This window comes from Brevundimonas alba (assembly GCF_011927945.1).
GTDB classification, from domain to species: Bacteria; Pseudomonadota; Alphaproteobacteria; order Caulobacterales; family Caulobacteraceae; genus Brevundimonas; species Brevundimonas alba.
The window spans coordinates 1,818,513-1,838,913 of sequence record NZ_JAATJM010000001.1; the positions used below are offsets into that span (position 1 = coordinate 1,818,513).

Annotated in this window: 18 protein-coding genes; 8 read left to right on the forward strand and 10 right to left on the reverse strand. The window is 68.9% G+C overall.

Annotation, left to right across the window (positions count from 1 at the left end):
* The first annotated feature begins 35 nt into the window (after nt 1-35).
* The 3 genes from cysK (at nt 36) to GGQ87_RS08875 (ending at nt 2,881) form a co-directional block, all read left to right on the forward strand.
* Nucleotides 36-1,016, forward strand: coding sequence for a cysteine synthase A (gene cysK / locus GGQ87_RS08865; RefSeq protein WP_168046654.1), 981 nt, complete (start codon nt 36-38; stop codon nt 1,014-1,016).
* A gap of 62 nt (nt 1,017-1,078) precedes the next feature.
* A complete protein-coding gene (locus GGQ87_RS08870; RefSeq protein WP_168046656.1) occupies nt 1,079-2,296 on the forward strand; it encodes a DUF2336 domain-containing protein in 1,218 nt (405 codons plus the stop codon).
* Nucleotides 2,297-2,452: 156 nt separating this feature from the next.
* Entirely contained in the window at nt 2,453-2,881 is a 429-nt protein-coding gene (locus tag GGQ87_RS08875; RefSeq protein ID WP_168046658.1) for a Ros/MucR family transcriptional regulator, read from the forward strand.
* Between the two features lie 72 nt (nt 2,882-2,953).
* Here GGQ87_RS08875 and GGQ87_RS08880 read toward each other — a convergent pair whose 3' ends face one another.
* The 9 genes from GGQ87_RS08880 to GGQ87_RS08920 form a co-directional block, all read right to left on the reverse strand.
* Entirely contained in the window at nt 2,954-4,060 is a 1,107-nt protein-coding gene (locus GGQ87_RS08880; protein ID WP_168046660.1) for a DUF2336 domain-containing protein, read from the reverse strand.
* Nucleotides 4,057-5,016: a hypothetical protein gene (locus GGQ87_RS08885; RefSeq protein WP_168046662.1), complete on the reverse strand. Its 960-nt coding sequence runs from the start codon at nt 5,014-5,016 to the stop codon at nt 4,057-4,059. Before GGQ87_RS08885 ends, GGQ87_RS08880 begins: the two co-directional genes overlap by 4 nt.
* 78 nt (nt 5,017-5,094) lie before the next feature.
* On the reverse strand, nt 5,095-5,847 hold the full coding sequence (locus tag GGQ87_RS08890; RefSeq protein ID WP_168046664.1) for an ABC transporter permease: 753 nt from the start codon (nt 5,845-5,847) through the stop codon (nt 5,095-5,097).
* The gene (locus tag GGQ87_RS08895) at nt 5,844-6,638 is read right to left on the reverse strand and encodes an ATP-binding cassette domain-containing protein (protein WP_168046666.1); all 795 of its coding nucleotides are present in this window, start codon (nt 6,636-6,638) and stop codon (nt 5,844-5,846) included. The genes GGQ87_RS08890 and GGQ87_RS08895 overlap by 4 nt, the downstream gene beginning before the upstream one ends.
* The gene (locus tag GGQ87_RS08900; protein ID WP_168046668.1) at nt 6,631-7,671 is read right to left on the reverse strand and encodes an ABC transporter substrate-binding protein; all 1,041 of its coding nucleotides are present in this window, start codon (nt 7,669-7,671) and stop codon (nt 6,631-6,633) included. Before GGQ87_RS08900 ends, GGQ87_RS08895 begins: the two co-directional genes overlap by 8 nt.
* A 579-nt stretch (nt 7,672-8,250) precedes the next feature.
* A complete protein-coding gene (locus GGQ87_RS08905) occupies nt 8,251-9,258 on the reverse strand; it encodes an alpha/beta hydrolase fold domain-containing protein (protein WP_168046670.1) in 1,008 nt (335 codons plus the stop codon).
* A 43-nt stretch (nt 9,259-9,301) separates the two neighbouring features.
* Nucleotides 9,302-11,143, reverse strand: coding sequence for an ABC-F family ATP-binding cassette domain-containing protein (locus GGQ87_RS08910; protein WP_168046672.1), 1,842 nt, complete (start codon nt 11,141-11,143; stop codon nt 9,302-9,304).
* 45 nt (nt 11,144-11,188) lie between these two features.
* Nucleotides 11,189-13,066 (reverse strand): hypothetical protein, encoded by a 1,878-nt coding sequence (locus GGQ87_RS08915; RefSeq protein WP_168046674.1) that lies wholly within the window; start codon nt 13,064-13,066, stop codon nt 11,189-11,191.
* Nucleotides 13,063-14,769 (reverse strand): Hsp70 family protein, encoded by a 1,707-nt coding sequence (locus GGQ87_RS08920; protein ID WP_168046676.1) that lies wholly within the window; start codon nt 14,767-14,769, stop codon nt 13,063-13,065. Before GGQ87_RS08920 ends, GGQ87_RS08915 begins: the two co-directional genes overlap by 4 nt.
* Nucleotides 14,770-14,869: 100 nt before the next feature.
* Between GGQ87_RS08920 and GGQ87_RS08925 the strand changes: the two genes are divergently transcribed.
* The 5 genes from GGQ87_RS08925 to GGQ87_RS08945 all read left to right on the forward strand — a co-directional run bounded on the left by GGQ87_RS08925 (nt 14,870) and on the right by GGQ87_RS08945 (nt 19,908).
* A complete protein-coding gene (locus GGQ87_RS08925; protein ID WP_168046678.1) occupies nt 14,870-15,328 on the forward strand; it encodes a YcgN family cysteine cluster protein in 459 nt (152 codons plus the stop codon).
* A 43-nt stretch (nt 15,329-15,371) separates the two neighbouring features.
* Entirely contained in the window at nt 15,372-17,795 is a 2,424-nt protein-coding gene (locus GGQ87_RS08930; protein WP_168046680.1) for a PAS domain-containing protein, read from the forward strand.
* A gap of 225 nt (nt 17,796-18,020) precedes the next feature.
* Nucleotides 18,021-19,181: a phage portal protein gene (locus GGQ87_RS08935; protein WP_168046682.1), complete on the forward strand. Its 1,161-nt coding sequence runs from the start codon at nt 18,021-18,023 to the stop codon at nt 19,179-19,181.
* Between the two features lie 5 nt (nt 19,182-19,186).
* Nucleotides 19,187-19,405: a hypothetical protein gene (locus tag GGQ87_RS08940; protein ID WP_245161446.1), complete on the forward strand. Its 219-nt coding sequence runs from the start codon at nt 19,187-19,189 to the stop codon at nt 19,403-19,405.
* On the forward strand, nt 19,402-19,908 hold the full coding sequence (locus tag GGQ87_RS08945) for an HK97 family phage prohead protease (RefSeq protein WP_245161447.1): 507 nt from the start codon (nt 19,402-19,404) through the stop codon (nt 19,906-19,908). Before GGQ87_RS08940 ends, GGQ87_RS08945 begins: the two co-directional genes overlap by 4 nt.
* On the opposite strand, the gene GGQ87_RS08950 is transcribed toward GGQ87_RS08945, so the two are convergent.
* A complete protein-coding gene (locus GGQ87_RS08950; protein WP_168046686.1) occupies nt 19,877-20,275 on the reverse strand; it encodes a hypothetical protein in 399 nt (132 codons plus the stop codon). The two genes, GGQ87_RS08945 and GGQ87_RS08950, sit on opposite strands and share 32 nt — an antisense overlap.
* Nucleotides 20,276-20,401: the final 126 nt, after the last annotated feature.

Below are 20,401 nucleotides of genomic sequence, written 5' to 3' on the forward strand. Positions count from 1 at the left end.
TAGGCAGCCAGACCGGCATTTCCGGAGACCTTCCCATGTCCGACGCCGCCTATGACCCGAGCCGCCACGCCAAGTCGGGGCGGGGAAAGGTCTACGCTTCCATCCTCGACACCATCGGCGATACGCCTCTGGTGGGCCTGCCGCGGCTGTCGGCGGAGTACCAGCCGAAGGCGACGGTGCTGGCCAAGCTGGAATTCTTCAATCCGATCGCCTCGGTGAAGGACCGCATCGGCGTTGCCATGATCGACGCGCTGGAGCAGGCGGGGCGGATCGGGCCGGAGGCGGTGCTGATCGAGCCGACCAGCGGCAATACGGGGATCGCGCTGGCGTTCGTCGCCGCGGCCAAGGGTTATCGGCTGATCCTCGTCATGCCGGAGAGCATGTCGATGGAGCGACGCAAGATGCTGGCGCTGCTGGGCGCGGAACTGGTCCTGACGCCGGCCGAGAAGGGGATGAAGGGCGCTATCGCCATGGCCCAGGAACTGCTGGACCGGACGCCGGGCGCGGTCAGCCCCTCTCAGTTCGAAAACCCGGCCAATCCGGCCATCCACCGGGTCACCACCGCCGAGGAGATCTGGAACGACACGGCGGGCGCGGTCGACATCGTGATCTCCGGCGTCGGTACGGGCGGGACAATCACGGGCGTCGGCCAGGTGCTGAAGGCCCGCAAGCCGTCGGTGCGGATGATCGCGGTCGAGCCGACGGCCTCGCCGGTGCTGTCCGGCGGCGAGCCGGGGCCGCACAAGATCCAAGGTATCGGCGCGGGGTTCATCCCCTCGATCGTGGACCGCTCGGTCATCGACGGCGTGGAACAGGTATCGAACGAGGACGCCTTCGACATGGCCCGCAGGGCTGCGCGGGTGGAGGGCATTCCGGTCGGCATCAGTTCGGGCGCGGCGCTGGTCGCGGCCTTCCGCCAGGCTGAGCTGCCGGAGAATGCCGGCAAGACGATCGTGGCCATCATTCCCAGCTTCGCGGAGCGCTATCTGTCGACGGCGCTGTTCGAAGGGCTGTAGCGCGATCGGGCGGGATCACCGTCACAGGCGGTTAACCGACGCGCCTTAGCGTCGCTGACGACATGTCCGAAACCGCTCCCATGCCAGAGGAGGCCGCGCCGCAAGGCGGCTTCCGCGCGCGCCACGCGCTGCTGAAGCGGCTGGCCGACGTTGTGTCGCTGCCGACGAGCCGGATCAACGCCTTCGAACGCTCCGTGACCGGCGATCTGCTGGTCGAAATGCTGCGGCTGGCGTCGCACGAGGACCGCAAACGGGTCGCGGCGCGCCTGGCGCCCCTGGCCGAGTTGCCGAACGTGCTGGCGCGGATGCTGCTGCGGGACGAGCCGGACATCGCCGCCCTGCTGATCGAGCAGTGCGCGTCGCTGTCGGACGCCGATCTGGTCGCCTGCGCCCGGGACGCCGCGCTGGAGCATCGGTTCCTGATGGCCAGCCGGCGTGGACTGTCGGAGGTGGTCACCGAAGCCCTGTTGAGCTTCGGCGAGACCCAGGTGATCGAGGCGGTGCTGCGGAACTCGACGGCCCGGCTGAGCCAGGTCGCGGTCGAGGGCGTGGTCAGCCTGAGCCGGACCGAGCGCAGCCTTTGCCCGCATATCCTCAAGCGCCCCGAACTTAGGCCGTCTGGCGCCTATGTGATGTTCTGGTGGTGCGAGCCGGACGACCGGCGGACCATTCTGCAGCGGTTCGCCGTCTCGCGCGAAGTCATGCAGGAGGTCGTCGAGGACGTCTTCGCCATGGCCGCCGAGGAAAACTGGCAGGATCCGGTGTCGCGAAAGGCGCTGCAGTTCATCGAGCGGCGGCAAAGGAACCGGGCGGCGATCGAGAAGAGCCCGTACGACAGTCTTGAACAGGCGGTGGAAGCGGCGTCTCAGAACGGCCTGACCCGCGAGGTGGCGACGGAGATCGCCTATCTGGCCGGCGTAAAGCCGATAACCGGCGCGAAGATACTGGGAGACCCCGGCGGCGAACCCCTGGCTATTCTCTGCAAGGCGACGGGGCTGGCCAAGTCGGACCTCGCCGGTCTGTGGCGTTCGATGCGCCGGCCCGAAGTTACCGAGGACGGGTCGCCCGATCCGACGTGGGAGCGGGTTCAGGTCACCTATGACATGCTGGCGGTGGACCGGGTGCAGACGGTGCTGCGTTACTGGAATTGGTCGCTGTCGTCCGCTTTGACGCCCGCTCTATTAAGGGCGATCCGGGACGGCGAGGAAGACGGCGTGGACGACTATTCGACGCCGGAACGGGCCGCGATGCTGGCGCTGGCGGAAAACTTCGGCCGCTGATCTGAACCTAAGTAGAGCGCCGCTAGTCTGATAAGCGTTAGCTATAGCGTGCACGAATACGCTATTGCGTGAATCGGCGTTCGTCTCTATTGACCGCCGCACAGGCTGGCGATGAACGTTCAGCCGACACCATCAGATCACAAGGTGAGGCTGCGCATGGAAGACAACTCGCAACTGCTCGAGATGACCGCTGACATCGTGTCGGCCTATGTCGGCAACAACAGTGTTCAGGCCGCCGAAGTGCCGGGCCTGATCTCGAGCATCCATGCGGCGCTGTCGCAGGTGTCGACCGGAGCGGTCGAGCCGGAGCCCGAGCCCAAGGAACCGGCGGTTCCGGTCCGCAAGTCGATCACGCCGGACTACCTGATCTGCCTGGAAGACGGCCGCAAGTTCAAGTCGCTGAAGCGTCACCTGCGCACCAAATACAACATGAGCCCCGAGGAATACCGGGCCAAGTGGGGCCTCGCGAAGGACTATCCGATGGTTGCGCCGAACTACGCCAAGGCGCGTTCGGATCTGGCCAAGCAGATGGGTCTCGGCCAGGGCGGCCGGAAGCCGGCCCGCGCCGGTCGCGCCAAGAAGTAACAACTGGTCTGAAGACTGGACGAAACGCCCGCCCCGGTCACGGGGCGGGCGTTTTGCTTTGCGGTACCGGTTTCAGGCGGCCTGGGCGCCGCGCCGCATACGCCAGAAGCGCAGCGTCCTGAGCGCCGCTTCGCGGGTGAGCTCGGCGTACATGCGGGCGTAGGAGTGGGCCTTGGCCATGGCGTCGCCGTCGTCGTTCAGCAGGACCACGGCATAGGTCAGGAACAGGGCGCGATCGAGATCGGCGGCCTTGCAGACCACGGCGAGGGCGTCGAGTTCGCGCCGTTCGACGATCTGGCGGGCGGTGTGGAAGTCGATGTCCGCCAGCTGGGCCAGGGCGATCAGGAAGGACGTGCGTCCGCCGCCTCCGTCGCCGGAGCGCAGGAAGCGCGCCAGCATCTGGGGCGTGAGCTGACCGGCGGCGCGGAGCTCTTCCACATAGGCCGAGCATTCGGTGTAGTCCGCCGGCAGGGCGCCGTCGTCAGTGGCGATGCGGGCGCGGCCGGCGGCCAGGGCGCTTTCGAGCAGGCCCGGGTCCATGCTGGCGTTCTGTTCGAGTATCCGGGTTCGCAGTCGGGCCTCGACGACGAAATACATGTCGTTCAGCAGGTCGGCGGGCAGGGAGGCGCGGGAGACCGTGGCCTCGTGCAGGGCCGGATTGACCTTGGCGCGCTCGACGGCGGCTTCCGAGGCCTTCCGCGAGAGACGGGCGCCGTCGTTGCGCAGAAGCGTGCCGAGGGTCTCGTCGTCGCCACGTTCGACGATGACGTCGGAGACCGCTTCGGACACCGATGGGCGGGCCGAGACGGCCCGGAGGTGGTCCTGACCATGCCGACGCACCACGCCGAGCAGGTCTTCGTCTGTCAGCACAGGGGATGCGGCCAGAACGGCGCCGGCGACGGCCGCCTCGTCATTAGCCAGACGCCGGATCAGGTTGTGCGGGGCGTCCAGGGCGTTGGCGAAACGGGCGGACAGTTCCGCCCGGACGGCCGTTTCCATGTCGGCAGCCAGCTTGACCAGAACGGCGTCGTAGAGCGCGTCTTCGGTGGCGGTGCGCGGCGAGCCGCCGAAGAAGTGGTCGGTCAGTTCACGCAGCAGGGTGCGGCGCTTCTCGCTGGAATCCACTTCGGCGAGGGCGATCAGGTCGGGCAGGCGGGACAGGGCGGAAGCCTCGCTCACTGGTGGTCCCCGTCGGACGAGGCGGGCACGGGCCGCATGGAGCCGTTGCGGTCCCGGATCAGGGTCGGACCGGGATCGGGGGCGGCGAGATCCTGGGTCGCGGGCGTCTCGGCCATGGTGACCACGAGGGCGTCGACATAGGTCGGCTCTGGCATGGCGACGGCGTCCGGCTCGCGGCCGTTCTGGCGGTGAACGGAGTAGTAGCGGGCTCCGTCGCGGGGGGCGGCCTCGCCAGAGGCGGCGACCTCCATGACGCGGCGGGGTTGGGGCTCGGTTTCGGGCCGGGCGGGCGCTTCGGCGCGCGGGGCGGCCTGCGGCGCGGCTTGCGGCTGCGGCGGGGGCGTCTGCTGCATCCGGAAGATCGGGGCGTCGCGGCGCGGGGCCATCGGATCGGATGGCGCGAGTTCCGGAGCAGATGCCATCGGCTCCGTCGCGGGATAGATGGCCTCTGCAGGCGCGGGCTGGCCTCGTCCGCCTTGGTCGGGGAGATAGTCCGGACGCTGGACGGGTCGAGCCGCAGGCGGGGGCGCGGAAACGACGGCGGGAGCGGGCGCGCGGGGCAGAGCCGGGCGTGGCGCAACGGGAGCGGGGCCCGGGGCCGGGGGTGGGGCGGCCTCGGGCTCGACGGACCGGGGCTGGAGCCAGGCGTTGGCGGGGGTCAGGGTCCGACGCGCCGGAGCGGCGGCGGGACGGCCGGGATCGGGCGCAGCAGCGGCCGCGAAGCCGCCGTGCGGAATGACGGTGTTGGGGCGGCGAAGGCCGGAGCGGCCGCTAACGGGCTGACCTGTCTCAGGGCCGGCGGGGGCGGTCACCTCGCCGCGGCCTTGCCACGACAGATAGCGAAGCCCCTGCGCCTGTCCGGGGGAGGGAGCCGCCTGGGCCGATGCGGCGCCGGCGAGCGCCAGCACGCCTGTGGCGGCGAGGGCGGCGGAAAGGACTGTCGAGGCGCGGCGCAAGGGCTGGCTCCGGGCACGGGGACTGGAGCCCAACGGTAGCCGTCCGGGACTTAACCCGCCGCTAACGGGCGAGGGCGTTCAGGCGAGCCGGCGGCGGACCGCGCCCTCAACGGCGCCCACGGCGGCGTTCAGCGCCAGACCCATGATCATCAAACAGGCGAGGGCGGCGAGCATGTCGGCGGTGCGCAGGCGGTTGCCGGCCTCCAGCAGGCGCCATGCGAGGCCCTGTGTCGCCCCGGAGCCGGAGACGAACTCGGCCACCACGGCGCCGATGACGGACAGGCCGGCGGCGACCCTGAGGCCTTCGAGAATGAAGGGCAGGGCGGCCGGCAGGCGCAGGCGGATCAGGCGCTGCAGAGCCGAGGCGCCGTAAAGATCGAACAGGCGTTCGAGGTCGGGATCAGCGGACTTGAGGCCCGTCAGCACGCCCGAGAACAGGGGGAAGAAGGCTACGGCGGCGGCGAGAGCGACGACGGCGCGGTCGGCGTGGTCGAGCCCGGCCCAGATCAGCACCAGAGGCGCGATGGCGACCACGGGCGTGACCTGCAGCGCCACGGCGAGAGGCCGCACCGCGCGCTCGCTGGTCTGGTTCAACGACACGGCGAGGGCGAGCCCGCCGCCGATGACGAAGGCGACGACCAGCGCCTGAAACGCCATCCAGAAGGTGGCGGCGGCGGAGGAGAGCAGCAGCGGGGCGCGCTGGATGAGGGATACGGCCACGTCGCTGGGTGGGGGCAGGAGGTAGACCGGCAGTTGCAGGGCGCGGCAGGCGATCTCCCATGCGGCCAGCAGGAGGGCGGTCAGGATGAGGGAGGGCAGCAGGCGGGTCATGCGGCGACGCCTTCTGGCCCGGCGCCGCTCGGGGCGGCCATCGACCGCGCCAGTTCGTCAGCCAGTCGCTCGACGGCCTCGCGGAAGCTCCGGTCCGAACGCCAGCCGTCGGGGCGAGGCAGTGCGCCGGGCGACGGGAGGTCAGCTGTCACGCGGCCGCTCGCGGCGTCGAGCACCACCGTCCGTTCCGCAAGATAGACGGCCTCTTCCACGTCATGCGTGACGAAGACGATGGCGGGACGAGGGGTACGAGAGGCCCAGAGCGCGTGCAGGTCCTCGATCAGCCGCCGACGAGTGACGCTGTCGAGGGCGGCGAAGGGCTCATCGAGAAGGAGGAGATCCGGTTCGGTGACGAGCGCCCGGGCCAGCGAGGCGCGCATGGCCATGCCGCCGGAGAGCTGGCGGGGGCGGGCGGCGAGACGGTCGCCGAGACCCACGGCGGCGAGGGCCTCGGCGGCGCGGCGGCGGGCGTCGTCGCGAGGCACGCCCGCGAGTTCGAGCGGCAGGGCGACATTGGACTGGATATTCGCCCACGGCATCAAGGTCGCGTTCTGGAAGACGAAGCCGGTGCGGCCACGGCCGTCGCCGCGAAAGACCGAGCCGTCCGACGTAGCCTCTAGGCCGGCGAGAAGACGCAGGATGGTGGACTTGCCGGCCCCCGAGGCGCCGACGACGGCGACGATCTCTCCGGGCGCGACGGTAAGGTCGACGGGGCCGATCGGCGGACGGCCCGGATAGCGAACCACGACCTGCCGCAGCGCCGCCGCGCAGGTCGAAGTGGTGTCAGCCACGGCCGGGCAGGTACTGGGTCGTGAAGGCCTGACGCCAGTCGAGACTGGTCGGGTAGACACCGGCCTGAGAGGTCACCTCGAAGAAGGCGCGCCACCGCTCGGCCGTCATGGCGCCGAGGCCGTAGAGAGCGGCGTCGCCGCCATCGACGATGCCGTTCGCCTTCAACTTCGCCCGGGCCTGATCAAGGATATCCTGGGTCATGTCCGGATTGTCCCGGCGGATCAGGGCGTCGGCGGCCTTGCCGTCGCCCTGGATGTAGTCGCGCCAGCCCTCGGCCGAGGCGGCGATGAAGCTGCGCAGGGCGCGGGCGTTGTCGCGGGCGAAGGCTGTCGGGGCCAGGACCATGGTGGCGTAGGAGGGGTAGCCCTCCTCGGCGAGGAGGAAGACCTTGGGTGTGAAGCCCGCCTCCTTCTCGATCGTATAGGGCTCGCTGGTCAGATAGCCCTGCTGCACGGCCCGCTCGTCGGCGAGGAAGGGGGCGAGGTTGAAGGTGTATTTGCGGACCTGATCGTCGGTGAAGCCGTATTTGGACTTCAGCCAGACCCAGAAGGCGTTGATCGAGGCGTCGGCCAGCAGGATGGGGCGGCCGCGCAGATCGGCGATGGAGTTCAGCGCCGGGTCGGGGTGGGCGATCAGAACCTGCGGATCCTTCTGGAAGAAGGCGGCGACGGCCTTCACCGGAGCGCCCTCGGCAACGAGGTTCATCGGGATGAAGCTGTTCGAACCCATGCCGAGCTCGACCGCGCCGGACGCCAGTAGCTGGGGCACGTTGACCGCGGGGCCGCCCTGAATGATCTGGACGTTGAGGCCGCGCTTCTCGTAGGCGCCGGACGCCAACGCCTGGTAGAAGCCGCCGTGCTCAGCCTGGGCGCGCCAGTCGGTGGCGAAGCGGAGCCGGACGCGGCCATCATCGTCGACGGGCGCCTCGGACCGGTCGCAGCCGGCGAGGGCGGTGGTCGCGGCCAAGGCACCGGCGCCTGCGATCAGGGCGCGGCGGTCAGGCGACGATGGGCGATTCCCGCGACGGTTCATGGGCTTGGTTTACGGCCCGTGCGGAGGGAAGGGAAGGGCGCGTCCGCGGGGCTGCTTTCCCGAACCGGACGCCGGAATTGAGCGAGGGGACGAAGATCCCCGGCGAACCGGTTTTCCTCGTCCCCTCGCCAAGTCCGGGTTGGACTTGGCCATTGAGGTTCAGGGCCCTGGCTTCGGCATCAGCGAGGCGAACCCCGGTGATGGTCAGCTGTATCCTGTCGCGCTCCTGGTCTCCGGCGTTCCACGAGGTCGAGCCCCGCGCCGTCCATCGATCCTGATCCGGTTCCCTCCGGTCTTCTGGGGCCGAAGCCTTCGAAGGGTCCTTTGGGCCTTGATCCTGCCCCCCGCTCGTTAAGGTCCGAAAACCCCCCGGTAGCATCAGGTCAGAGAGCCGGGCCGGTCCGCTTTGAGCCCCGGGTCTCCCCGGATTTCCGCGCCGCCGTGTCCCTCGGCCTGTTGACGTTCGCGCCAAATCCGGTAGACGGCAAGCGCCCGAATTCGGCCGGCTGTGCGGAACCGCCCCAGCCCGGTGGACAACCCTGTGCATATCTGTGGGCGGACAGAATTGGCTTAGCCGTATCAGCGGCTTGCGTTGTCCACAGAAACGGGCGGAACAGCGAGCATTTCGTCGATCCAGCGGCGGATGAAGGCTTGGGCCGGGCCGGCGGAGGCGACGACGAAGTGCTGGAAGCCGTGCGGAGCGAGCGGCACGTCGAGCAGCATTGTGTCGGCATGGGCGGACCATCGGTCGGCCATGAGCAGGCTGTCGTCGCGAAGAGGGTCGGCTTCGCCCATGACAAACAAGGCGGGCGGCATGCCGGTGAGGTCGCCATGAAGCGGCGAGACGTCCGGCTGGCGGCGAGCCGCCTCGTCGCGACCCGGAGTCAGTTTGCCGAGGTCGCGAACGAGGTTTGGGCCGTCGAACAGCAAGGTGGCGGCGTCTGCGGCGTGAACCGAAGGCGTGCCCGCCAGATCGAAAACGCCCTGTACGAAGATCGGGAGCGGTAGGTCGGCGGCGCCGTCGTCCCTCAGCCGTTGCAGGGCGAGTGCGGCCAGGTGCGCCCCGGCGGACTCGCCAATGACGAAGACGTGGTCGACGTTGAACCGGGCGCGGCCTTCGCCGACCGCCCAGCGCAGGGCGGCGACGCAGTCGGCCAGGGCGTCGGGCATCCAGACGCCGCGGGTCTCGTCGAGCAGACGGTAGTCGACGGAGGCGACTGCGAGGGCCGCCTCAGCGAGATGCCCGGTCAAGCGGTCATTGAGGGCGGCGCTGCCGAACACCCAGCCGCCGCCATGGAGGTCGACGACCAAGGCTCGCGGCTGAGCTGCAGGCAGCAGCAGGCGCAGGGGGAGCGGGCCCGCCGGTCCGGCGACGGTTTCGAGGGCCACGGTCACACCTCGGCGTTTCAACGCCGCCGCCGTGAAACGGCCGGCGGTGACGCTGGCGATGCCGTTGAGCTTCATGCCGAGAGCCAGGCGCCAGCCGCCCATTTTCAGGCGCGGAGCCCGGGCCATGGCGGCGTTGACTCGCCGCGCCGCGGCCATTTGTGCGGGCGTGAGCGGGAGACGATGAACCGTCAGGGACATGGCGTCATCCTAGCGGTCGAAAGCCTGTGCGCCATGCGGCAGGTCAGCCCGCCAGCGCCTCGCGTTTGGCTTCGAGTTCCATCCATTCCTCTTCCGCTGCGGCCAGAAGGGTGCGGGCGCGGTCGGCGTTGGCGGTGGCGCGGTCGAAGGCCTTGCGGTCGCGGCTGTAGAGGTCCGGGTCGGCGAGGGTCGCCTCGTGACGGGCGATGTCGGCGGGGAGGGTTTCCAGGAGCCCTTCCAGTTCCTTGAGACGATGGGCGTCCTTGAAGGAGAGTTTGCCGGGTTTCTTCGAAGCGGCCGGCGCGACGGAAGCGGGAGCAGGCTGCGCCTCGGCGCGACGGGCGGCCTCCTTGTCCTGCGGGCGGGGATTGGCGCCGGGCTGGAGGAAGCCGGGGTTCTGGCGGATGAAGTCGGTCCAGCCGCCGGGCGTTTCGACGATGTCTCCGCGGCCGTTCATGGCGACGGTCGAAGTGGCGAGGCGGTCGACGAAGTCGCGGTCGTGGCTGACGAGGATCAGGGTGCCGTCGTACTGCTCGAGCAGTTCCTCGAGCTTGTCGAGGGTGTCCATGTCGAGGTCGTTGGTCGGCTCGTCGAGGACCAGCATGTTGGCGGGCTTGGCCAGGGCGCGGGCGAGAAGCAGGCGGTTGCGCTCGCCGCCGGAGAGGGTGGAGATCGGCTGGCGAAGCTGACCTTCCTGGAAAAGGAAGTCCTTGGCGTAGGCGGCCACGTGTTTCGAGACACCGCGCACGAGGATGGAGTCGCCGCCACCGGGGGTGAGGGCGTCCCACAGGGTCATGTCGCTGCGCAGGCCCTCGCGCGACTGGTCGAGATAGACCGGGTCGAGATTGGCGCCGAGCCGCACCGTGCCGCCGTCGGGCTGGAGTTCGCCGAGGAGGATCTTCACCAGGGTGGTCTTGCCGGCGCCGTTGGGGCCGACGATGGCGAGCCGGTCGCCGCGGATGACGCGGGTGGTGAAGGGCTTGATGACGGTGCGCTCGCCAAACGCCTTGGTCACGCCCTTCAGATCGGCGACGAGCTTGCCCGACGCCGCGCCGGAATCGACGCCGAGGTTCAGTTCGCGAGGCAGGTCGCGGACGCGTTCGGCCCGGTCGGCGCGCATGGCCTGGAGGGCGCGCGCGCGGCCCTCATTGCGGGTGCGCTGGGCGGTGATCGAGCGGTAGAAGGTGTAGGTCTCGCTCTCGATCCGCTTGGTCAGGCGGCGCAGGGATTCCGCCTCCTCCTCCATCACCTTGGCGGCCCATTCGTCGAAGGCGGCGAAGCCCTTGTTGAGAGTGCGCACGCGGCGGTTTTCGAGCCAGTGCACGGCTTGGGTGGTGCGGTTCAGGAAGGCGCGGTCGTGGCTGACCACCAGCACGGCGAAGCGAGCGCTGAGCAGCTCGTTCTCCAGCAGCTCGATGGCGAGGATGTCGAGGTGGTTGGTCGGCTCGTCGAGGAGGAGCAGGTCGGGCTCCTCGGCGAAAGCGCGGGCGAGGGCGGCGCGGCGGATCTCGCCCCCCGACAGGTTCAGGGCCGGTTTGGAGGGGTCGAGGCCGAAGGTGGTCAGCCACGCCTCGGCGGTCCACGGCTGGGCGTCGCCGGAGATCGCGTAGTCGAGCAGGGTTTCGCCGGTGATGACCGGCTCCTGCGGAACATAGGCGAAGCGGGTGCCGGCCTGTACCGACCGGTCACCGGCGTCGGCCTCGATCAGACCCATGACGAGCTTCATCAGGGTAGACTTGCCGGCGCCGTTGCGACCGACGAGTGCGGCGCGCGTACGCGGCTCGATAGCGAGATCGACGCCGTCGAACAGAGGGCGCGGTCCGTCCTGAAGCCGGACGTCCTTGAGCGCGACGAGGGGAGGTCTTCCGGGGGACTTGGCGGCCATGAGGCGGGGGCTATAGACCGCGCGGCGGCGGTCCGCCACCCGGTCTCAGGCCAGTTCGCCGGGTGTGCGCCCCTTCTTCTTCCGCCGAAAGCGCTCGGGCAGGACGGACCGGCCCTCGAGGACGCTCGCGACGCCGGTGAGGGTCGCCGCCAACAACAGCCAGAGGCTGAGGCCGACGAAGGTGCGGACGGCGAGGTCGGGAAAGGGCAGGAAGGCGGAGACGAGGAGCCCCCCGATCCAGCCGGCCAGCATGATCGACCGGCGAGGCACGACAAACGAACCAATGCGGCCCCAGGCCATCGCCCGGTCGCCCAGCGAAAGCGCTGTGACCACACCGCAGGCCGCGCCCATGCCCCAGCCGGAGGCGGCGCTGCCGACCACGGCGAGGGCTGCGATGACAACGACCGCGAGCTGTGTGGCGCCGGCGCGGCGGCGGCGGGAGATGTCCCATTGGGCGAACTCGTCGGCGATGGCTTCGGCCCCGACCTGCAGGGCCGCGGCTGCACCGACGAAGGCGACCAGAAGCGCGGTGCCCGCCTGTCCAGCCACAGCGCCGCCCTGCAGAAGCAGATAGCCGGCGATGGGAGCGAGGCCGGCGTATCGGCCCCAGTCCTTGTTGACGCCGTAGGGGGGTGGAACGTGGCTGCTGGTGATGCGGGCCCATGTCCAGACGACGAACGACAGTGGCAGCAGAAGCAGCGCCACCCACCAGGCCGGCGGGACTGCGCCCGCGATGACCAGCAGGGCCAGGGCCGCAGGCGCCCATCCGAAACGCTGCCACAGGGGGCGATGCCAAGGCGAGGCCGCGCGCCACGCCAGCCGCGGACGGGTGATGCCGTGGAGATATCCCACGCCGAGTGCGAAGAGGGCCGACCCGATCACGGTCCAGAAGGCGAAGAAGGTCAGCGGGGAAGGTGGGCCGAAGTCGCCCGTCGCGTTCAGCATCAGCGCGGCGAGGCCCGGGCCGATCATCAGGGTCCACAGGAAGATCGGTCCAAGGCCGGGCCTCTCCAGCCACGCCCGCCAATGCGCCTCGGACGCGGGGTTCATCCGCGCCATCATGTCCGGGTGCTCGTACTGGAAGCGCTGGAGCATGTCGTTCACGCGGCCGGCGAACTTGGGCGTCAGGCGCTGACGGATGCGATCGATCCGTGTCGGTTCGGACGTCAGGGCCTTCCAGACATCGTGGTCAGGATGGGAGCTGCGCTCGAGGCGGCGCAGGGTGAGGCCGGCCTCGCGCCGGCGCAGCACAGGCTCTGCGTGGCGGAGATCGACACCGACGCGGGTGGAGTCCCAGCCGAAGAATTGGATCGCGGGTTCGACCATATCGTCGACCACGGGACCGCCGAAGCTGATGACGTGCGCGAGCCATTGCTCGGTCCGGGCGTGGGTGGTCAGCGAGTCCATGGCCGGTGAGCGGAAGACGCGGATCATGGCCGCAAGGGCCTCGTGCCGGTCGCCGTCCAGGTTGGCGATCAGTTTGGTCAGGGCGTCACAGAGGCCTTGATGAGCCTCGGCCAAGTCGCGCTCGCGGGCCAGTTCGGCGCGGATGTCGTCGGGCAGTTCGGCTTCGGCCGCGGCCTGTTGCTCGGGAGTGGCGCGCGCCCATCGGTCCTCGGGCGGCGGGGCCCAGCCGCGTGAGGCGTGGTTTGCCGCCGCCGGCCGCCAGTTTGCGACCTCGTCCGGCCAGTCGTCATCGTCATCGAAGGCTTCGTCGTCCTCGCCCCCAGGACGGGTCTCTGGCACGGCCCATTTGTTCCGGGCCATGTTCGACGCCTGATCGTAGGCGGCCCGCAAGGCCTGAAACCCCTCCGGATCGTCCTCGGGGTGAACCTCTTTCAGCCGGCGGGCGTAGGCGCGGCGGACCTCATCCGTGTCGTTGGTCGGAGAAATGCCGAGCGTGGTCCAGATGGATCGGCTCACAGCCAGGTCTCGCCCTCGAAGCGGTCAAGAACCTGCGTGAGCTGGGCGCGGGCGTGTTCGATGTCGCGCGGGTCCTGCCGGTCGAGGACGATCTCGAATTCGCGGATCTGATCGGCGATGAAGGCGCGCTGGTCGCCGAGCGATTCCTCGTAGCAGCGGTTGGCGCGGGCCATGGCGGCCTTGTTGGCGTCGGCGTCGCGGGGGTGCTGCTTGAGGGCCGCGAGCGCGAGGCGTCGCTTCTCGAAATCGGCGTCGGCCATGACGGCCTCGTCGGCGACGACGAGTTCCCGCTTCTCGCCGGTCTTGGGAATGTGGACGTCGACTTCAAGCAGGCCGTTGATGTCGTAGCTGAAGCGAATTTCGATGTGGACGCTGCCGGCGGGGCCGGGCGGGATCGGCACCTCGATCTTTCCGAGAAGGATGTTGTCGGCGACGTTGCGCGACTCGCCCTGGTAGATCGGAATGTCGACGATCCGCTGGTTGGCCGAGGCGTTCTGATAGTACTGGACCCGGCTGGCCGGAATGACGGTGTTGCGTTCGATGATCGGGGAGAAGGCGATGCCGATCGATCGACCCGCCGCGTCCGTCTCGCTGGCGCCGACCCCTAGGCTGTAGGGGCAGACGTCGGTCATGACGACTTCCTTCAGCGCGACGTCGCGCGCCTTCAGGCCGGCCTGGACCGCCGCGCCGACGGCGACGGCTTCGTCGGGATTAACGGCGTTGGCCGGGAAGCGGCCGAACATCCGGGTGATGGCGCGGCGCACGATAGGCATCCGGGTCGAGCCGCCGACGAGGATAATCTCGGACAGGTCTTCGGCGCGGAGGTTTGCGTCGCGCAGGGAGCGGAGCACCGGATCGCGAAGGCGGGTCAGGAGCCCCTGACAGAGAACTTCGAAGTCTTCGGTGGTGACCTGCCGCTCGAGGGCCTTGTCCTTCCAGATCACGGACATGGTCGCAGACGGGTGCTCGCTGAGGGTGCGGCGGGCGCGCTCGGCGGCAGCGCGGATGCGCTCGCGCAGGAGGGGATCGGAGCGATCCTTGTCGGAGACGTCCTTGCCGGCGGTGCGGCGGAATTCCTCGGAGAGCACGTCGTTGAAGTCCTCGCCGCCCAGACGGTTGTCGCCGGTGGAGGAGCGGACCTCGATGATGCCCTCGAAGATCTCCAGCACCGAGACGTCGAAGGTGCCGCCGCCCAGGTCGAAGACGAGGAACCGACTGGCGTCGCCGAGCTCATGAATGCCGTAGGCGAGGGCGGCGGCGGTCGGCTCGTTCAGAAGCCGCTCGACCTTCAGGCCCGCCAGTTCGCCGGCGCGGCGCGTGGCCTTGCGCTGCTTGTCGTTGAAATAGGCCGGCACGGTGATCACGGCTTCGGTCACCGGCTCTCCGAGAAAGGCCTCGGCATCGGCCTTGAGGCGGGCGAGGACGAGGGCGGAGAGCTCCTCGGCCGTGAAGCTGCGCTTGCCCAGCTTCGTGATCCGGCTGGACCCCATGTAGCGTTTGAAGGCGGTGGCGGTGAGCTCGGGGTGGGTGGACTGCCGTTCGCGCGCGGCGAGGCCGACCATCAGCTCGCCCGAGCTTTCGTCAAAGCTGACAGCCGACGGCGTCAGGACGTGGCCGAGGCTGTTCGGGATCAGCTCGGCCTTGCCGTCGCGAAAAATGCCGACCGCGCTGTTGGTCGTGCCCAGATCGATGCCGATGATCACGCGTATCCCCCGAACGCCACTCGAATTATTCCCTAGCTTGACGGCGGGCGCGGTGGAAGTGCGCGCGACACGCTCAATCAATGAGCGTATGAGGCCGCCGATGGAACGACCCTTCTGGCAAACCAAGCGCCTCGAACAGATGACGCGCGAGGAGTGGGAAAGCCTGTGCGACGGTTGCGGCCTGTGCTGCCTGGTCCGGTTCGAGGACGAGGACACGGGCGAGGTGGTGCCAACGCGGGTGCATTGCCGCCTGTTCGATCCGGTGCGCTGCACCTGTTCGGACTATGCCAATCGCCGGGAGCATGTGCCGGACTGCATCAAGCTGACGCCGTGGAACATCGAGGCGCTGGAGTGGATGCCTAAGTCGTGCGCCTACCGGCGAATCCATGAGGGGCGGTCATTGGCGGCATGGCATCCGCTGGTTTCTGGCGACACAGAGAGCGTGCATGAGGCCGGGGTGTCGGTGCGGGGGCAGACGGTGTCGGAACTGGCGCTGAAGGATCCCGAGGACGCGCTGGATTTCGAAGCGCCCGAATGGACCGGCGAGCGAGGCGCGTAACAGCGCTAACCGAAACTTCGTTGTTGGCTGAGAGGGTGGCGGGATGGGCGCCCACCAACCGCCAGCTTCGCGCAACGCGCCGCAGGGTCTGAACCTCGACAGTCCCTTCGAGCGGCTGACTGCGCTTGCCTGCGCGATGTTCGACACACCCCACGCGATGGTCGGGCTGATAGAGCGGGACCGCACCCTCTTCAGGGCCAATGTAGGCATCGACCAAACCGAGATGCGGCGCGACCTGAGCGTAACGCAACTGATGGTCGCCATGGGTCCGGACGCCGTCTGGGTCGTCGAGGATTCGCGTGAGGATGACCGGGTTCGGGACCATCCGATGGTGGTGGGTGAGCCTGGGCTGCGGTTCTTCGCCGGGGCGACGGTGAGCGACGCCAGTGGCAAGGCAGTCGGCGCGATCGGTGTCATGGATGTTGAGCCGCGCGCCGGCACGACTGAGGCGGAAATCGCCAATCTGAGAATTCTGGCCCGTATGGCGGGTGACATCGTCGATCAGGCGGAACTGGCGCATCGCCAGTCCGAACAGCTGAAGCTGCTGCGCCTCACGGAGGATCTCGCGGGTGTTGGACAATGGCGGCTGGACGCAGAGACGCTGAGGTCCACCTGGTCGGATCAGGTTTACCGCATCTACGGCGTGACGCGGGATACGTTTGACCCGTGCCTCTCCGACTCCCTGTCGTTCTACCATCTGGACGACCGGGAGATGATCCGCAGCGGCGTGCTGCGCGGACTGGAGACCGGAGAGGGATTTCGGGTCCGGGCGCGGCTGATACGCGCTGACGGCGAGGAGCGACTGGTCGAGGCGCAGGCGGACACCGAGCGACATCCGGACGGGCGGGTGGCGACGATGTTCGGCGTGTTCCAGGACGTGACCGATCAGGAGCAGGCGATCCAGAAGGTCACGGACAGCGAGCGGCGCTACCGTCTGCTGGCGTCGCGGGTGACGGACATCATCATCACCTACGGCGTGGACGGGTTGGTGACCTATGTGTCGCCCTCGGTCGAGGCCGTGAGCGGCTACAAGCCGGAGGAACTGGTCGGGAAGCCGGTGACGGACCTGATCCACCCGGATGACATTCCGGCGCTGACGGAAAGCTTCCGCGAGTTCGTCAAATCGCCGCCGGAGTGGTCACAGCGCGGGGTCACGTACCGGGGGCTTCCGCGAGACGGGGAAACCCGATGGTTCGAGGCGAGGACCTCGATCATCAGGGATGAGACCGGGCGGGCCATCGAATTCCAGGATCTCGTCCGCGACGTCACCGACACCAAACGGCTGGAGCAGGAGCTGACCGAGGCCCGGGACAGAGCCGAGGCGGCGGCGCAGACCAAGTCGGAGTTTCTGGCCAATATGAGCCACGAACTGCGGACGCCGCTGACGAGTGTCATCGGATTCTCGGGCCTGTTGCAGCAGAGCGCGGCGTTGCCGGATGCGGAGCGCCGCTATGCCGACCGCATCGCGACCGCCAGCGAGGCGCTGCTGGGGGTGATCAATGACATCCTCGACTACTCCAAACTGGAAGCGGACGCCGTGTCGCTCGAGCCGCGCCCCTTCGATCCCGCGGCCATGGTCAGGGCCGCAGCGGCGATGGTCGAGGGACAGTGCGAGACGCGTGGCCTGGCGCTGACGGTTTCGATCAGTCCTGACATGCCGGTCCTGCTGACGGGGGATGAGGGCCGCATACGGCAGGTGGTGCTGAACTTCCTCGCCAATGCGGCCAAGTTCACGGCCAAGGGCGACATACGTCTGGAGGCCGGCTGGGCGAAGGGCCGGTTGCGGGTGGCGGTCAGCGACACCGGCATCGGGGTCTCGACCGACAAGATCGAAGCGCTTTTCGAACGGTTCAGCCAGGCCGACACATCGACCACGCGGGTCTATGGAGGGACCGGACTGGGGCTGTCGATCTCCCGTCGACTGGTCGAGAAGATGGACGGCACGATCGGCGCGGAGAGCCGGCCCGGCGAGGGCTCGACCTTCTGGTTCGAGGTTCCGCTGAGCATCGCCAAGGCCGCTGACGCCAACACTCCGGCTTCCGAGAGCCCATCACCTCGTGGTCTGCGCATCCTGATGGCTGACGACGCTTCGGCCAACCGGGAACTGGTCACGGCGATCCTGAGCGGAATGGGCGTCGCGCTGGAAACGGTCACCAACGGCGCGCAGGCCGTGGAGGCGGCGCGGGGCGGCGCCTACGACCTGATCCTGATGGACGTGCATATGCCTGTGATGGACGGCCTTGACGCCACGCGGGCGATCCGGAGCCTCGGAGGCGCCGTCGGCAGAACTCCGATCATCGCCCTGACGGCGAACGTGCAGCCGGAACAGGCGGAGCGGTGCCGTCAGGCGGGAATGGACGCTCACGTCGGAAAGCCGGTGCAGGTCGCCGAACTGCTGCAGGTGATCGCCGACCAGCTGGCCGGGCGCGCCGGAGACCTGAATGGGCCGAGATCCGTGCGGGCGTGACGCTGTGCTTACAATTCGGGAATCTATAGTCGGATAGTGGAGAAAGATTCCAGCGATTCCAGTGGCTTGACGAATTCTCGACGCGACTTTCCATCCGGATAGCGCTGCCGATGTATGATGTGGCCAGCTCGGAAATCCAAGTGAAGGCCCCGCCAAAGCGGTCGACATCCCTGATCCGGACGTGACCTGACCGGCGCGGCGCGCCCTCCCAATCCGGAGATCATCATGTTGAACTGGCGGCGACCCTTCGGGGGGCGACGGAGCGTTGTCGCGCCCGAAATCAAGGACAGCCGGGCCGGACCGCTGATCGCGCTGACCAGCGCCGGTCGCCCCCGCTGGACGCCGAGGGACTATGCAAGCCTGGCGGTGGAAGGCTTCGCTCGTAACGCGGTGGCCTATCGCTGCGTCCGGATGGTGGCCGAGGCGGCGGCGTCGACTCCGCTGGCCGTGTTCGTGGACGGCGCGAGGCAAGAAGACCACCCACTGGCGAAGCTGCTGGCGCAGCCGAACCCGGAGCAGTCAGGGACCGAATGGCTGGAGACGCTGTACGGGGGACTGCAGACGGCGGGAAACGCCTACGCCGAGGCCGTGGGCGACGAGACGCCGGCGGAGCTTTGGACGCTTCGGCCCGATCGGGTGAAGGTGACGCCGGGCCGGACGGGATGGGTCGAGGCCTACGAATATTCGGTCGACGGGCGGTCGATCCGGATCGGGCGGCAGGCCGACGGCTGGATGCCCGTCATGCACCTGAAGCTGTTTCATCCGACGGACGACCACTACGGCTTTTCGCCGCTGGAAGCGGCAGCCACCGCGATCGACGTACACAACGCCTCGGGCGCCTGGAACAAGGCGCTGCTGGACAACGCAGCCCGGCCGAGTGGAGCGCTAGTTTACGGCTCCAGAGACGGCGAGCGGCTGACGGGCGAGCAGTTCGAGGCCCTGCGCTCGCAGATCAACGAGAGCCACGCCGGGACGATGAACGCCGGGCGTCCGATGATCCTGGAAGGCGGGCTGGACTGGAAGCCGATGAGCTGGACGCCGGCGGACATGGACTTCATCGCCGGCAAGCACGCGGCGGCGCGGGAGATCGCTCTGGCGTTCGGGGTGGCACCGCAGCTGCTGGGCATCCCGGGAGACGCGACCTATTCCAACTACCGCGAGGCCAACGCCGCCTTCTGGCGAGGGACGGTCGCGCCGCTGGTGCGCAAGACGGCAGCGGCTCTCACAGGATGGCTGGGGGGCCGGTTCGGCGGCGCGAGGATCGAAGCCGATCTGGACGGCGTGCCGGGGCTGCAGCCGGAGAGAGACGCCCTGTGGGCCCGGCTCGAGGCGGCCAGCTTCCTGACAGACGATGAACGGCGGCGAATGGCGGGAGTCGGCGCGTGATGGACATGCGGAAGATACCCGTGGCGGTCATCGCGGCGCTGGCGGTGCAGACGGCAGGGGCACTGGTGTGGGCGGGGGGCGCGGCGGCGCGGATCGCGACTCTGGAGGACCGGGTCGGGGAGCATCGGCAGGTCGCTGAACGGCTGGCGCGGCTGGAGGAGCAGAGCAAGGCCACGCGCGCCGCGGTCGAGCGGATCGAAACGCGTCTGGAGCGGGCGGAATGAGCGCCCCGGCGGCGGCTCACGCGCCTTGGATGACTGTCGCGCCGGAGGGCCTGCGGATCGAGGGTTACGCCTCCCTCTGGGGCGTGGCCGATCTGAACGGGGACGTCGTCGCAAGGGGTGCGTTCGGCGCGAGCCTGGCGGCGACGGGCGGGGGCGGCGTACGGATGCTCCACCAGCATGAAAGCCGGTCTCCGGTCGGCGTATGGGACGAGATGGTCGAGGACGAGCGGGGGCTGCGCGTACGCGGGCGGATCATGGACTGGTCGGCCGAGGCGCGGTTCGCCCAGGCTTTGTCTAGAGCCGGCGCGCTCGACGGGCTGTCGATCGGCTTCCGCAGTCAAAGGGCGCGCCGGGACGGACGACTGAGAGTCCTCGTCGAGGTCGACTTGTGGGAGGTGTCGCTCGTGACGTTTCCGATGTTGCCGGCAGCCAGGTTCGGCCTTCAGACGCCGACTTCGCCGCCTTACGCCTTTAGGGGCTCTGGCGGGCCGGAAGGCGGCTGATCTCGCTCTGCGGCACGACGCGGGCGACCTGCACATTGCAGGTCCTGAGGATCGCCGCGTGACTGCGGAGGTCCAGATGGGCCGGATCGCCGAGACAGATATCTGAGCCGGCCAGGCCGACGGCGCGCACCACCACCTCCGCACGGTCGGGCGTACTCAGGCAGGCCGCTTCGCCAGTCAGCAGAAGAGCCTCCCCGCTGCGCACCCTGACGTAGGCGCCGTCCGACGGCTGCAGCTTGATGAGGCGCGCTTCGGCGGGCGTGAAGCAGCGGCGGGCCGTTCCTTGTCCGTCGGCGGCGCCGTCGGTCGCCATGGGCGCGCAGCCGGTGACGATCAGAACCGTGGCGAGTGTTCCAACCAGACGCATAACGGAGTTCCTTTCAGCAAAGCCCCTGTGAACAGACAGGAGCGCCGATGGTTCGGCCGAGTCCAGCACCGATTTCGCCGCCACCGCAGACCGCGGAGCGACTGAGCGGCCGGGCTCCTGACCAAG